Origin of the sequence: uncultured Sphingomonas sp. (assembly GCF_937871615.1) — a bacterium.
Taxonomy (GTDB): domain Bacteria; phylum Pseudomonadota; class Alphaproteobacteria; order Sphingomonadales; family Sphingomonadaceae; genus Sphingomonas.
The window spans coordinates 1-14,503 of record NZ_CALMPA010000051.1 but is presented as its reverse complement, the minus strand read 5'-3'; the positions used below and the strand labels follow the sequence as shown (position 1 = coordinate 14,503).

Here is a 14,503-nt window from a genome sequence, read left to right as displayed (position 1 = left end):
GTCAGGCCGCCACCGCCTTCTCTTTCGGCGCGGGCGTCTTGGGCTTGTATGCGCACAGATCGGCCTCCACGCAGCGCCAGCATTCGGGCCGCCGCGCCTTGCAGACATAGCGCCCGTGCAGGATCAGCCAGTGATGCGCGTGGACGCGAAACGGCTGCGGCGTATCGTGATCGAGCTTCTTCTCCACCGCCAGCGGGGTCTTGCCTTTCGCCAGCCCCGTGCGGTTGCCGACACGGAAGATATGCGTATCGACCGCGAACGTCTCCGCGCCGAAGGCCACGTTCAGCACGACATTGGCGGTCTTGCGCCCCACACCGGGCAGCTTTTCCAGCGCGGCGCGATCCTGCGGCACTTCGCCGCCATGATCGGCGATCAGCGCCTCGCTCAGCGCGATGACGTTTTTGGCCTTGGTGTTGAACAGGCCGATCGTCTTGATGTGTTCCTTCAGCCCCGCCTCGCCCAGCGCGACCATCTCAGCGGGCGTCTTCACCGCGGCGAACAACCGCCGGGTCGCCTTGTTGACGCCAACGTCGGTCGCCTGCGCGGACAGCGCGACCGCGACGACGAGCTGATAGTCATTGCCATATTCCAGCTCGGTCACCGGATGCGGATCGGCCTCCGCCAGCCGGCGATAGAATTCGAAGATGTCGGCCTTTTTCAAAGCCCCAGCACCTCGTCCATCCGATAGCGCCCCGCCGGTTTGCCCGCGAGCCACAGCGCCGCCTTCACCGCGCCGCGCGCGAAGATCGTGCGATCCTCGCCGCGATGGCCAAGCTCGATCCGCTCGCCCTCGCCCGCGAACACCACCTGATGATCGCCAACCACCGATCCGCCGCGCAGCGAGGAGAAGCCGATCGTCCCCTCGGTCCGCGCGCCGGTCAGCCCGGCGCGGCCATCGACGCGCACCTCGCCCAGCGTCGTGCCGCGCCCCGCCGCCGCCGCCTCGCCGAGCAGCGTCGCGGTGCCCGATGGCGCATCGACCTTGTGGCGGTGGTGCATCTCGACGATCTCGATATCCCATTCCGTGCCGAGCCGCTCCGCCGCCTCGCGCACCAATGCCGCAAGCAGCGTGACGCCAAGCGAGGTGTTCCCCGTCTGGAGCACCGCGATGGTCTGCGCCGCCTTGTCGATCAGCGCGTGATGCGCCGCGTTCAGGCCGGTCGTCCCGATCACGATCGGCGTGCCGGCGGACACCGCCGCCGCGAGGTTCGCCTCCAGCGCGGCGGGCGCGGAGAAATCGACCAGCACGTCCGCCGCCCGCGCCAGCGGCGCCGGATCGCCTCCGGCATCAACGCCGCCCGCGATCGTCACGCCTTCCTCGGTCGCGATCGCCGCGATCGCCCGCCCCATGCGCCCCGCGCTGCCGTAGATGCCCAGTTTCATCACATGCTCCCTGCGGTTCCGATACCGCTATCTCGCGGCGCTCATGGCACAGTTCGATCGGCCCGGCGACACCCGATCGGGCCGCCGCGTGCCTTGCACCCCGATCGCGGCGCTGCCAAACAGCAGCACGTTCTTTTTGCGCCTCGGAGCCTGTAATGCGTTCTCGCCTGCCTCTGTTCCTTCTCGCCACCGCGCTTGCCACGCCCGCGCTCGCGCAGCAGCAGCCCGGCTTCTCGCTCGACACGCTGAAATCGGTGACGAAGGAGCTGTCGTCCGATGCCTATGAAGGCCGCGCGCCGACCAGCGAGGGCGAAAGGAAGACCGTCGCCTATATCATCGAACGGATGAAGGCCGCCGGCCTGAAGCCGGGCAATCAGGGCCAGTGGACGCAGGACGTGCCGATGGTCGAAATCACCGCGACCAACGTGAAGCCGTTCACCATCACCGGCGGCAAGAAGCCAATCTCTCTCGCCTATCGCGACGATATTGTCGCGGGCACCTATCGCGTGGTGCCGCGGATCGCGTTGAAGAACAGCGACATGGTGTTCGTCGGCTATGGCATCAACGCGCCCGAGAAAGGCTGGAACGATTATGCCGGCCTGGATGTGAAGGGCAAAACGGTCGTCATCCTCATCAACGATCCTGATTGGCAGACGAAAGAAGCCGGCCCTGCCGCCGGCCCGTTCGAGGGCCGCGCGATGACCTATTACGGGCGCTGGACCTACAAGTTCGAGGAAGCCGCGCGGCAGGGCGCCGCCGCCGCGATCATCGTCCATGATACAGAGCCCGCGGCCTATCCCTGGGCGGTGGTCCGCTCGTCCTGGACCGGCCCGCAGCACGAGCTGGACGAGCCGGGCGATCATATGGATCAGAGCCAGATCGTCAGTTGGGTGCAGCTCGATCGCGCGAAGGAAATCTTCGCCGCCGCCGGCAAGGATTTCACCGCACTCTCCGAAGCCGCGAAGCACCAGGGTTTCAAGGCGGTGCCGCTGGGCGTGAAATTCTCCGGCGATTTCTCGAACACGATCCGCCGCAGCGCCTCGAAGAACGTCGTCGGCCTCCTCCCCGGCAGCGGCGCGCCCGACGAGACGGTGCTTTATTCGGCGCATTGGGATCACCTCGGCCATTGCGATCCGGTCAATGGCGACGGCATCTGCAACGGCGCGGTCGACAATGCCTCCGGCGTCGCCGGGCTGATCGCGATGGCGGAAACCCAGGCCAAGGCCGGCCCGGCGCGCCGCTCGATCGCGTTCCTCGCGGTGACGGCGGAGGAAAGCGGGCTGCTCGGCTCAGCCTATTACGCGCGGCATCCGGTGTTTCCGCTCGGCAAGACGGTGGGCGGGGTCAATATGGACGTGCTCAACGTCAACGGCGCGACGCGCGATTTCTCGCTGACCGGCGCGGGTAAATCCGAGCTGGAGGATATGGTGAAGCCGCTCGTCGCCGCGCAGGGCCGCACGATCGCGCCCGAAGCGACGCCGGAAAAGGGGCATTATTACCGCTCCGACCATTTCTCCTTCGCCAAGCTCGGCGTGCCGATGCTGTCGGGCGGCAGTGGGGAGGATCTGGTCAATGGCGGCATCGCGGCGGGCCGCGCGGCGGCGGAGGATTACAACGCCAATCGCTATCACAAGCCGGCCGACGAATATAATCCGAACTGGGACTGGTCCGGCGCGGTGCAGGATCTGACGATCTATTATCAGCTCGGGCGCGAACTGGCGGATGGCTCGATGTGGCCGAACTGGTATCCGACCGCCGAATTCCGCGCGATCCGCGATCAGTCGCGCGGAGCAGCGAAGTGAGCCGCACCCCGCCAGCCGAATGGGCGCACCACAAGGCGGTGTGGATCGGTTTCCCATCGCACGCCGAATTGTGGCAGGACGATCTCGATCAGGCGCAGGAGGAGGTTGCCGCCTTCGCCCGCGCGGTCGATGCCGAGGGGCGCGGTGAAAAGGTGCTGCTGGTCGCGGCGGACGCCGAGGCCGGTGCCACCGCCGCCGAACTCGCCCCCTTCGCGGAGGTGGTGATCGAGCCGTTCGGTGACATCTGGCTGCGCGATACCGCAACGATCATCACCGGCGACGGCACCGCGCGCGATTTCGGCTTCAACGGCTGGGGCGGCAAATATGATCTGCCCGGCGACGACGATATCGGCGCGCGCCTCGCCCGCCGCCGGGGCAAGCGCATCGTGCCGTGCGACTGGGTGCTGGAGGGCGGCGCGCTCGACGGCGACGGCACCGGGCTGGTCGTCACCACCGAGCAATGCCTGCTCAACCCGAACCGCAACGGCGCGATCGGCAAGGCCGCGATCGAGGAGCGGCTGGAACGCGATCTGGGCTATGATCGCGTGCTGTGGCTCGGCGATGGCCTGCTCAACGATCATACCGACGGCCATGTCGATAATCTCGCGCGCTTCGTCGGCGAAGGTCGGCTCGCGATCCCGGTTGGATCGGAGAATGATCCCAACTGGCAGGTCTATCAGCAGGCCAGCGAACGCGCACGCGCCTTTGGGCTCACGGTGGCTCCCGTCCCTTCGCCCGGCCGCGTGATGCGTGACGATGAGATCGTGCCGGCGAGCTACATGAACTTCTATATCGGCAATGCGAGCGTCGTCGTGCCGCTATACGGCGCGCCCGAAGACGATGCGGCGGTGCGCGAATTCCAGGCGATCTTCCCCGATCGCAAGGTGATCGGCCTGCGCGCCGACGCGATCCTTACCGGCGGCGGCAGCTTCCACTGCATCAGCCAGCAGATTCCGGGATGATCGGGGTGGGCGCTTCGGGCATCCGGGGCGCCAACAATTGGAGCCTTGGCCCCCGGCCCCAAAAGAAAACGGCCGCGTCACCCCCCGATGCCGCGGCCGTCTCCCGGTGACGAAGCTGGCTTTAGGTCAGGCGACCTGCGCCGCTTCTTCAGGTTCGCGCAGCACATAGCCGCGACCCCATACGGTCTCGATATAATTCTCGCCTTCGCACGCCAGGCTGAGCTTCTTGCGCAGCTTGCAGATGAAGACGTCGATGATCTTGAGTTCCGGCTCGTCCATCCCGCCGTAAAGATGGTTGAGGAACATTTCCTTGGTGAGCGTGGTGCCCTTGCGGAGCGACAGCAGCTCCAGCATCGCATATTCCTTGCCGGTCAGATGCACCCGCGCGCCATCGACCTCCACCGTCTTCGCGTCGAGGTTCACGGCCAGCTTGCCGGTTTTGATAACCGATTGCGAATGGCCCTTCGAGCGGCGCACGACGGCATGGATGCGCGCGATCAGTTCCTCGCGATGGAATGGCTTGGTGACATAATCATCGGCGCCGAAGCCGAACGATCGCACCTTGGAATCCATTTCGTTGATACCGGAAAGGATGAGCACCGGCGTGGTGACGCGCGCGACGCGGAGCCGCTTCAGCACGTCATAACCGTGCATATCCGGCAGGTTCAGATCGAGCAGGATGATATCGTAATCATAGAGCTTGCCGAGATCGAGGCCCTCCTCGCCAAGGTCCGTCGAATAGACGTTGAACCCCTCGGTGGAGAGCATCAGTTCGATCGCCCTGGCGGTCGTCGGCTCGTCCTCGATCAGCAGCACCCGCATCTGACATTCCCCGTTCGAGACCGCGACGAGCCTCCTCCTGGCCCGAACGCGTCAGAATCATTAACCAAATACTGTCTGAACGCAAAAGGTTAATTTCGACTTAAGCGAGGGATTCCGGCGAGTCGCGGGGACGAATCGCCGAATCAGCGCATTTCAGCGCGTGCCATGTGGCATATCCTCCCCAAGGGTTTCCCGGAGGTAAAGGCTGCGCACGAGCGTGAAAATCACCACCAGTAGCGCGGCTGAAAAGAACAGGCCGAAAATGCCGAACACCGCGCCGATCGCCAGTATCGCGAACAGGGTCACCGCGGGCGGGATCGCGATCACCCGGCTGGTGCTGAGCGGCGTGACGAAATTGGTCTGCACCAGCCGCACCAGGGCGAACACCAGCAGCGCCCAGAACACCGATGCCGGCCCCTGCGTCGCCGCCAGCCCAAGCGCGGGCAGCATCGCCGCGAGCGGCCCGATATAGGGGATGAACTCCGAAAGCCCGCTCAACAGCCCCAGCGCGGCGGCGGAGGGCACACCGGCCAGCCACAGCCCGCAGCCGACCATCACCCCCATCGTCGTCATCTGGATCAGTTGCGCGCGCAGCCACAGGCGCAGGGTGGAGGCAACGTCGACCAGCGCATCATCTATCGCGGCGCGCTTCGAAGGCGGCATCAGCAGCAGGAAGCCGCGTTCATATACCCCCGGATCGACCGCGAAGAAGATCGCGCCGATCAGCACCAGCAGCGCGTTGAGGAATATCTCCCCCACCCCCTGCGCCAGCCCACCGATATCCTGCGCGACACGGCTGCCGGCATAAGCCGCGCGTACCGCGTCATCAATCTTCGCGCCGACCGGCGATTGCGCCATATAGCGGCCAAGCGCGTCGAGCATCGCGGGCAGCCGCGCGACGAACATGTTGACCTGCTCGCGGAATGCCACCCCGAACAGCCAGCCGAGAAACGCGACCAGCGCCAGCACCGTGACGATCGCCAGACCGAGCGCGAGCCGCGCCGGCATCCGCAGCCGCTCGCGATAGATTTCGGCGACGGCATGGATCACGATCGCGCCGAGCACCGAGCCGAAGGCGAGGATCAGCAGATCGCCCGCGACATAGAGCGCGGCGAACAGCCCGACGACCAGCACGACAAGAAACAGCCGCCGGATGAAGCGGGCGTCGGCGTCATCGGGAGCGAGACGGCTCATCGCCCACGAAAGTGCCAGAAAAGCGACCTGAGCGACAGCGTGTTCGGCGCACCGAAACGCGCCGGAACGATTGCTCGATCAACCCTAGATGTCGTGCACCAGCCGCCCGTACAATTCCGGCCGGCGATCGCGGAAGAAGCCGAAGGCGGCGCGGTGGCGCTTGACGCGATCGAGATCGAGCGTCGCGGCGATCACGCCCTCCTCCGCGCGATCGAGTTCGGCGAGAATATCGCCGCGCTCGTCGCAGATGAAGCTGGTGCCGTAGAAGGTCTGGCCGTGCTCGGTGCCGACACGGTTGGCCGCGATCACCGGCACGACGTTCGACACCGCATGGCCGATCATCGCGCGGCGCCACAGCCGCGCGGTATCCAGCCCCTCGTCATGCGGCTCGTTGCCGATCGCGGTGGGGTAGAACAGCAGTTCCGCGCCTATCAGCATCAGCGCGCGCGCGGTTTCGGGATACCATTGATCCCAGCAGATACCGATGCCCAGCTTCGCGCCCGGCCCGTCCCACACCTTGAACCCGGTATTGCCGGGGCGGAAATAGAATTTCTCCTCATAACCCGGCCCATCCGGGATATGGCTCTTGCGATAGACGCCAGCGACCTTGCCGTCGGGATTGACCATCGCGAGGCTATTGTAATGATGCGGGCCATCCGCCTCGAAGAAGCTGGTGGGAATCCACACCTTCAACTCGGCGGCGAGCGCCTGCATCGCGGCCACCGCGCGATGCTCGCCCACGGGCTTGGCATTGGCGAACAGCCCCTCATCCTCGACGCGGCAGAAATATTCGCCCTCGAACAATTCGGGCGGCAGGATCACCTGCGCGCCCTTCGCCGCCGCCTCGCGGACAAGGCGGGAGACGTTGGCGATATTGCCCTCCAGATCATCGGAGAAGGCGAGTTGCAGCGCGGCGACGGTGATTTCGGTCATGCGCGCGCATGTAGGCGAAGTGCGGGGCTGCGCCAATGGCGTGGCAATGATCGTCCGCCGCTCAGAGTTGCAAGCCGAAGCGCGGGCCTGCCCATGTCATCGCGAGATAGAGCGCGATCGTAAGCCCGCATCCGGCGATCAGCGCGGGCCAGAAACCGATGCCATGCCGCAGCAGCACGGGGATCAGCAGGAACATCGGCAGCGAAGGCAGCACGAACCAGAAGGTCGCCCCGACATGCGCCGCCATATTCTCCGCATCGGGCCTGTCGTTCCACAACCACATCATGCCGAGAACCGAAACCAGCGGCAGCGAGGCGATCAGCGCCCCGAAGCCGGGATAGCGCTTCGCCAATGTCGAGGCGACGGCAACGAGAATGCCCGAGATCGCCGCTTTTACCGCGAGGTGGAACATAGCCGCCGGTACACGATGCGCGCTTTTCCCGAAAGAGCGCGGCGAGCTATCCGTGCCCCCCTATTTCCGCTCCCACACCTTCTCGCCGCCGATCCATGTCTGCTCCACCACCGTCTTGCGCAATTCGCTCGCGCTGGCGTTGAGCGGATCGCGATCGACGATGATGAAATCGGCGCGCTGGCCGGGTGCGAGGATGCCGAATTTGTTCTCGGCGAAGGCGGCATAGGCAGCGCCGCCGGTATAGGCCCACCACGCCTGTTCGCGCGTCACCGCCTCCTCGGGGTGCCAGCCGCCATAGGGCTGGCCGTCGGCGTCCTGCCGTGTGAACGCTGCGGCCCAGCCAGCCCATGGATCGGGCCGCTCGACCGGCGTGTCGGAACCGAAGGCGAGCTTCGATCCGTTCGCCAGCATGGATTTCCACGCATAGGCGCCCGCCAGCCGCTCAGGGCCGAGCCGCGCCTCCGCCATCGTGCGATCGCTCGTCTGGTGCGTCGGTTGCATCGAGGCGATCGTGCCGAAATGCCCGAAGCGCGGCAGATCGTCCGATGCGACGATCTGGGCGTGCTCGATGCGCCAGCGGCGATCGCCGGTATAAGTGTCCGACAGCGCCTGAATCGCATCCAGCACCTGGGCGTTGGCGCGATCGCCGATCGCATGAACCGCGACCTGAAACCCGTCCATCGCGGCGCGGCTCATCTGGTTCTGCAATTGCGCGTCGCTGTTGAAGCCAAGGCCGGACTGGCCCGGCGCATCGGCATAAGGCGCCTTCAGCCACGCGCCGCGCGATCCCAGCGCGCCATCGGCGTAGATTTTCACGCCCCCCATCCGCAGCCGATCGCCATATAGCCACGGCGTCGGCCCCTTGCCGCCGACGCGGCTCGCCGTCTCCATGCCGCGCGCATAGCTCATCACGCGGATGCGCATGGCGCCGATATCGGCCATGCGGCGATAGCTGAGCCAGTCGTCCAGCGTCGTCCCCATGTCCGCGATCGCGGTGACGCCATAGCCAAGCAACACCTGTTGCGCGGCGAGGAAGGCGGCATCGCGTTCCTTGGGCAAAGGCGGCGCGATCGCCTTCGCGACAAGCTGTGTCGCGGCATCGACGAACACGCCAGCGGGCTGGCCGCCCGCGCCTTTCTCGATCCGCCCGCCCGCTGGTGCCGCGGTGGCGACGGTGACGCCCGCCTCGCGCATCGCCGCGCTGTTCGCCCAGCCGGCATGGCTGTCGGCACGCTCCAGCCACACCGGATGATCGCCCGATACGGGATCGAGATCGGCGGCGGTGGGGAAGCGCCCCAGCCCCCATTTCTCCTGATTCCAGCCACGCCCGATGATCCACTTCCGATCGGGATTGGCGGCGATATAGGCCGCGATCTTCGCCTTCGCCTCATCGAGCGATTTCGTGTCCGACAGATCGAGCGACATCGCCGCGAAGCCCAGTTGCTCGACATGGCCGTGCGCGTCGATGAAGCCGGGCAGCAACACCTTGCCCTTCATGTCCGTGCGCCAATCATAGCGCGGGCCGGGATCCTTCTTCGTCGGCTTGTGCGGCACTTCGTTGACGGGGACGAGGCGGACGACCTTGCCGTCCTTGTCGATCACGATCGCCTTGAACCGCGTGACCTGCCCGCTTCGATCGAGCGTGATGCCCTGCACATTGTCGATCAGCGCATCGGCAAGCGCCGGCACGGGGAGAAGCGCGGCGACCGCCGCCAGCAATGCCCCCCTCACTTCGGCAACCGCCGCACCAGCGCGCTGGTATCCTGTCGCCCGCCACCCATCTTCTGCACCTCGGCATAGAATTGATCGACCAGCGCGGCGACCGGCAGCACCGCGCCGCACCGCTTCGCCTCGTCGAGCGCGAGGCCCAGATCCTTGCGCATCCAGTCTATCGCGAAGCCGAAATCGAATTCGTCCTTCGCCATCGTCCCCCAGCGGTTTACCATCTGCCAGCTCTGCGCCGCGCCGCCGGATACCGCCTCGAACACCTTGTCGAGATCAAGCCCGCTCGCCTGGGCGAAGCGCAACGCCTCGCTCAGCCCCTGCACCACCCCGGCGATGCAGATCTGGTTGACCATCTTGGTCTGCTGCCCCGCGCCCGCTGTGCCGACATGGACGATGCGCGCGGCATAAGGCTCCATGATCGGTCGCGCCTTCGCCATCGCGGCGTCGCTGCCGCCGCACATGATCGAAAGCTGGCCCTTCTCCGCGCCCGCCTGCCCGCCGGAAACGGGCGCATCGACGCATAGCGCGCGCGCCGCCGCCAGCCGCCGCGCGATATCGGCGGAAACGGTGGTGTGGTCGATGAACACCGCGTCGTCGCGCATCGCGGCGAAGGCACCGTCGGCGCCCAGCGTCACCTGTTCCAGATCGCCGTCATTGCCGACGCAGGCGACCACCGCGTCCGCGCCCGTTGCGGCGGCGGCGGGCGTGTCGGCGACGCGCAGCCCGGTCGCCTCCGCCTTGTGGCGCGTGCGGTTATAGACGATGACCTCGTGTCCGGCGCGGGCGAGATGCCCGGCCATCGGGGCGCCCATGACGCCGGTGCCGATGAATGCGATCCTCATGGGCACGTCGATTAGGCGCAGTTTCCACGGCGCGCTAGATGGTCTAGGCGGCGGGCGTGTTCCGATCGGTCGTTTCCCCGGCCGGGATACATGGCGTTGCCGCCAGTAGATCAGCGTGAACGGAGGTTATGTTGGCCAGTCTTGCCACGAACAACGAGTCCCTTCCCGTCACTATCGAGGACGTGCGTGCCGCGCACATGCGGATTCGCGATTCGATCGTGCGCACGCCAACGCTGATTAGCCGCACGCTTTCCCAGATGATCGGCGCCACCATCTATCTGAAGTTCGAGAATCTTCAGTTCACGGCGGCCTATAAGGAGCGCGGCGCGCTCAACACCCTGCTCCAGTTGTCGGACGAGGCGAAGGCGCGCGGCGTGATCGCGGCGTCCGCGGGCAATCACGCGCAGGGCCTCGCCTATCACGCGAACCGGCTCGGCGTGCCCGCCACGATCGTCATGCCGACGACCACGCCGATCGTGAAGGTCACCCAAACACAGGGCCATGGCGCAACTGTCGTGCTGGAAGGCGACACGTTCGACGCCGCCTACGCCCACGCCCGCACCCTCGAAGCCCGCGACGGCTATACCTTCATCCACCCGTTCGACGATCCGCGCGTGATCGCCGGGCAAGGCACCGTCGCGCTGGAGATGCTGGAGGATGTGCCGGAGATCGACACCTTCATCACCCCGATCGGCGGCGGCGGCCTGATTTCCGGGATGGCGACGGTTGCCGCCGCCGCATCCCGCCCGGTGGAGGTGATCGGGGTGCAGGCGGAATTGTTCCCTTCGATGTACAATCGCATTCATCACACCAATCTTCCCTGTGCCGGCGATACGCTGGCGGAGGGCATTGCGGTGAAGGAGCCGGGCGGCATCACCGCGCGCATGGTGAAGGCGCTGGTCGACGATATCGTGCTCGTCTCCGAACGCAGCCTGGAGGAAGCGGTCAGCCTGCTGCTCCAGATCGAGAAGACGGTGGTGGAAGGGGCCGGCGCCGCCGGGCTCGCCGCGCTGCTGCAACATCGTGAGCGTTTCCGTGGTAAGACGGTGGGCGTGGTGCTGTGCGGGGGCAATATCGACACCCGCCTGCTCGCCAACGTGCTGCTGCGCGATCTCGCCCGCTCGGGCCGGCTCGCGCGGCTGCGCATCCGGCTGCAGGATCAGCCCGGCTCGCTATACAATGTCGCGCGGATCTTCGACGAACAGCGCGTCAACATCATCGAGGTCTATCACCAGCGCGTGTTCACGTCGCTGCCGGCCAAGGGACTGATCGCCGAAATCGAATGCGAGGCGCGCGATCGCGATCATCTGAACCGGCTGATGGCCGCGCTGCGCGACACCGGATATGAGGTGAGCCAGGTCGAACCCGCCTGATTTTCCCCCACTGGAATGGCGGGCACGGGCGCGTTAACCTCTATTCGTGGTTAACGCGCTTTTCACGATTGGGCGGAGGATTCATATCCTGTCGACAAGGCGCGAACCCGCGCGCCGGGCAGAAGGATATCGTCGGTGACCGCGCCATTCCGCTTTCCACGCTTCTTCGTGACCAGCCCGGCGCCCTGCCCCTATCTGCCTGACCGGCAGGAGCGCAAAGTATTCACCGAACTGACCGGCCCACACGCCGGGGAGCTTAACGACGCGCTTGGCCGAATCGGTTTCCGGCGCAGCCAGTCTGTCGCCTATCGCCCATCGTGCGCGGGATGCACGGCGTGCATATCAGTGCGGGTGGTGGCGCATGATTTTCAGGCCAATGCATCGCAACGCAAGCTGATCCGCCGCCATTCGGATCTGGAGGTTACCGCGTGCCGCCCATGGGCGACCGACGAGCAATATCAATTGCTCCGCCGTTATCTCGCGGCGCGGCACCCCGGCGGCGGCATGGCCGGGATGGACGAGACCGATTATGCCGACATGATCGAGCAATCGCCGGTCAATTCGGTGATCGTGGAATATCGCGAGCCTTCGGTGAACGGCGCGCAGGGCCGCCTCGTCGGCGCCTGCCTCACCGATCGGCAGGCGGACGGGCTGTCGATGATCTACAGCTTCTTCGCCCCCGATCTTGAGGAACGGCCCGGCCTGGGCAATCTCATCATCCTCGATCACATCCTGCGCGCGCGCGCCGCCGCACTCCCCTATGTCTATCTCGGTTATTGGGTGAAAGGCTCACCCCGGATGGAATATAAGACGCGCTATCGCCCGCTGGAGATACTCGGCCCGCGCGGCTGGGCGCTGTTGCCGGAGGATGAAGCGGTCGCCTGAATGCGCTATTCCGCGGGCAACGCCGCGAGCATATCCGCCGTCAGCAATTGCGGCAGCACGCGCGGGCTACGCGCGCCGGGAGCATACCATAGATAGAGCGGCACGCCGGCGCGGTTGTTCGCCTCGATAAAGCGGCCGATCGCGGGATTGCCGTCGGTCCAGTCGCCGACCAGCACCGCGACCTTGCCCTTGCCGAAGGCGCGGGCGACCCGCTCCGTTTCGATCGCGGTCTTTTCGTTGACCTTGCACGTCAGGCACCAGTCGGCGGTGAAATAGGCGAACACCGGGCGCCCTTCCCCGCGCAGCGCCGCGAGCCGCGCCTCGCTGAACGGCTCCGCCCCGGCGATCGCCACCACTGGCGAAGCCGTCGCCGGGCGCAACAGCCCGACCGCGACGAACGCAAGCGGCACCGCCGCCAGCACCGGCCAATATGCGCGGTCGACGCCAGCGAATTGTCGTCGCCCGGTCCACCACAAGGCGAGCGCGAGTAGCAACACCGCGCCGAGCGCGAGCATCAGCCCGTCGGCTCCCGCCTGTCGCCCGACCACCCAGCCTAGCGCCAGTGCCGTCAAGAACATCGGCACAGACAGGATGCGCCGCATCCGCACCATCCACGCCCCCGGCTTGGGTAACCGCCGCCGCAGCGCGGGCACGAAGCCGATCAGCAGGAACGGCAGCGCGATGCCAAGCCCAAGCCCGCCGAACACCAGCAACGCCGCGATCGTCGGCAGCACCAGGGCGGCGCCCAGGGCGGCGCCCATGAAGGGGCCGCTGCAGGGAGTCGCCACGAACGCCGCGAGCGCGCCGGTGGCGAAGGCGCCGGGGGTGCCCGAGCCGGCGGCGAAGCGCGGCGTGGGCAGTTCGAACAGCCCCGCGAGGTTGAACGCGATCCCCGCGACCAGCAGCAGCAGCAGGCCAATCACGCGCGGATCCTGCAACTGGAACGCCCAGCCGACCGCCGCCCCGCCGGCGCGCAACGCAAGCAACGTGCCGCCCAGCGCGAGGCAGACGAGGATCACGCCCGCCGCATAAGCCAATGCCTCGCGCCGCGCGGTGGCTTCCGTCTCGCCCGAGCGCGCGAGGCTGAGCGCCTTGAGGCTGAGAATCGGGAAGACGCATGGCATGATGTTGAGCAGCAGCCCGCCGAGCACCGCCCCGCCGAATGCCGCCAGCGCCGCGAGCCACGCGCTGCCCTCCGCCGCGCCCGCGATCGGCGCGACCACGCCCGGCTCGGCGACGACCGCCAGCCCGCGCCCGTCGCCGGTCGCCAATACGCCCTCGATCCGACCGCTCACCGGGCTAGCCGCCGCCTTCGTCTCGACCACCAGCCGATCGCCTTCGCGCGCCACTTTCTGGGGAGCGGCGAAATCCACCGCACCGGATTCGAGCGGGTAGAAATAGACATCGCGTGCCGGTGCATCCGCCGGGAACGGCACCCCGAGCCGGAACGTGCCGCCGCTCGCCGCCCATGTCGCGGTGGCGCCGAGCGGGCGCGGCAGGGCGCGCCGCCATGCGTCGAACCTGGCCCTGAACGCCGGATCAGCCGCGCCATCGCCCACCGTCAGCGTCGTCGCCAGCGTCTGCGTTTCAGGCACGCACAGATCGTTGGTGCAGACCAGATAATCGGCCTTCACGCTCACCGGCAGCCTCGTGCCCGTTGCGAGGCCCGCGGGAATCTTCAGATCGACCAGCATCGCGAACGGTCGCTCGAACACATAGTTCATCAGCCCCGCGATCAGCAGCCGCTGCGGCACCGGATAGCGCAATTCGCCCGCGCTCGCGCCCGCCGGCAGCTTCCACTCAAGCCGCGTGCCGACGCCAGCGTCACCGGGATTCTGCCAATAAGCGTGCCAGCCTGATTCCGGCGCCGCATCGAACGCCAGCGTCACCGTCTGCCCGGCGGCGGGGTGCGCGGTTTCCGCCACCAGACGCATCGCGACATGCGGCTGCGCGGCGGCGGGAATCGCCGCCAGTGTCATCAGACCGACCATGACGGTGGCTAACCACCCCAACCACGCTTGCCTCGCCATCATGGCGCGGACATACCGTGGCCCGTGAATTATTGCACCAAGGACCGTTGATGAAAGTTCGGATCGCCGCCCCGCTCGCCCTGATCGCCGCCACGCTCGCCAGCCCGGCGCTCGCGCGGCAGGCCGCGCCCGCCGCCGCC

General features: G+C 66.8%; 13 protein-coding genes. 4 read left to right on the top strand and 9 right to left on the bottom strand.

Features of this window, described 5'->3' with window-relative positions; translation table 11 throughout:
- Window position 1: 1 nt before the first annotated feature.
- Both nth and dapB read right to left on the bottom strand, forming a co-directional pair.
- The gene (gene nth / locus Q0316_RS15295) at window positions 2-661 is read right to left on the bottom strand and encodes an endonuclease III (protein WP_298674153.1); all 660 of its coding nucleotides are present in this window, start codon (window positions 659-661) and stop codon (window positions 2-4) included.
- Complete coding sequence (dapB, locus tag Q0316_RS15290; RefSeq protein ID WP_298674151.1) at window positions 658-1,386, bottom strand: 4-hydroxy-tetrahydrodipicolinate reductase; 729 nt, start codon at window positions 1,384-1,386, stop codon at window positions 658-660. The genes nth and dapB overlap by 4 nt, the downstream gene beginning before the upstream one ends.
- Window positions 1,387-1,538: 152 nt before the next feature.
- Here dapB and Q0316_RS15285 point away from each other — a divergent pair, with 152 nt between their 5' ends.
- Both Q0316_RS15285 and Q0316_RS15280 read left to right on the top strand, forming a co-directional pair.
- A complete protein-coding gene (locus Q0316_RS15285; protein WP_298674149.1) occupies window positions 1,539-3,185 on the top strand; it encodes a M28 family metallopeptidase in 1,647 nt (548 codons plus the stop codon).
- Window positions 3,182-4,147, top strand: coding sequence for an agmatine deiminase family protein (locus tag Q0316_RS15280; protein WP_298674147.1), 966 nt, complete (start codon window positions 3,182-3,184; stop codon window positions 4,145-4,147). The genes Q0316_RS15285 and Q0316_RS15280 overlap by 4 nt, the downstream gene beginning before the upstream one ends.
- A 126-nt stretch (window positions 4,148-4,273) precedes the next feature.
- On the opposite strand, the gene ctrA is transcribed toward Q0316_RS15280, so the two are convergent.
- From ctrA to Q0316_RS15250, 6 genes are all read right to left on the bottom strand, one after another.
- The gene (gene ctrA / locus Q0316_RS15275; RefSeq protein ID WP_298674145.1) at window positions 4,274-4,969 is read right to left on the bottom strand and encodes a response regulator transcription factor CtrA; all 696 of its coding nucleotides are present in this window, start codon (window positions 4,967-4,969) and stop codon (window positions 4,274-4,276) included.
- A gap of 153 nt (window positions 4,970-5,122) precedes the next feature.
- Complete coding sequence (locus Q0316_RS15270) at window positions 5,123-6,163, bottom strand: AI-2E family transporter (protein ID WP_298674142.1); 1,041 nt, start codon at window positions 6,161-6,163, stop codon at window positions 5,123-5,125.
- 84 nt (window positions 6,164-6,247) lie between these two features.
- Entirely contained in the window at window positions 6,248-7,096 is an 849-nt protein-coding gene (gene aguB, locus Q0316_RS15265; RefSeq protein WP_298674139.1) for an N-carbamoylputrescine amidase, read from the bottom strand.
- Window positions 7,097-7,157: 61 nt separating this feature from the next.
- Window positions 7,158-7,508, bottom strand: coding sequence for a DUF3147 family protein (locus Q0316_RS15260; RefSeq protein WP_298674136.1), 351 nt, complete (start codon window positions 7,506-7,508; stop codon window positions 7,158-7,160).
- A gap of 60 nt (window positions 7,509-7,568) precedes the next feature.
- Window positions 7,569-9,224 (bottom strand): amidohydrolase family protein, encoded by a 1,656-nt coding sequence (locus Q0316_RS15255; protein WP_298674229.1) that lies wholly within the window; start codon window positions 9,222-9,224, stop codon window positions 7,569-7,571.
- 11 nt (window positions 9,225-9,235) lie between these two features.
- Window positions 9,236-10,075, bottom strand: a complete 840-nt coding sequence (locus Q0316_RS15250; protein WP_298674133.1) for an NAD(P)-dependent oxidoreductase — start codon at window positions 10,073-10,075, stop codon at window positions 9,236-9,238.
- 131 nt (window positions 10,076-10,206) lie between these two features.
- Here Q0316_RS15250 and Q0316_RS15245 point away from each other — a divergent pair, with 131 nt between their 5' ends.
- Window positions 10,207-11,448 (top strand): threonine ammonia-lyase, encoded by a 1,242-nt coding sequence (locus tag Q0316_RS15245; RefSeq protein ID WP_298674132.1) that lies wholly within the window; start codon window positions 10,207-10,209, stop codon window positions 11,446-11,448.
- Window positions 11,449-11,583: 135 nt separating this feature from the next.
- Window positions 11,584-12,333: an arginyltransferase gene (locus tag Q0316_RS15240; RefSeq protein WP_298674130.1), complete on the top strand. Its 750-nt coding sequence runs from the start codon at window positions 11,584-11,586 to the stop codon at window positions 12,331-12,333.
- A 5-nt stretch (window positions 12,334-12,338) separates the two neighbouring features.
- Here Q0316_RS15240 and Q0316_RS15235 read toward each other — a convergent pair whose 3' ends face one another.
- Window positions 12,339-14,324, bottom strand: coding sequence for a protein-disulfide reductase DsbD (locus tag Q0316_RS15235; protein ID WP_298674128.1), 1,986 nt, complete (start codon window positions 14,322-14,324; stop codon window positions 12,339-12,341).
- Between the last annotated feature and the right edge of the window lie 179 nt (window positions 14,325-14,503).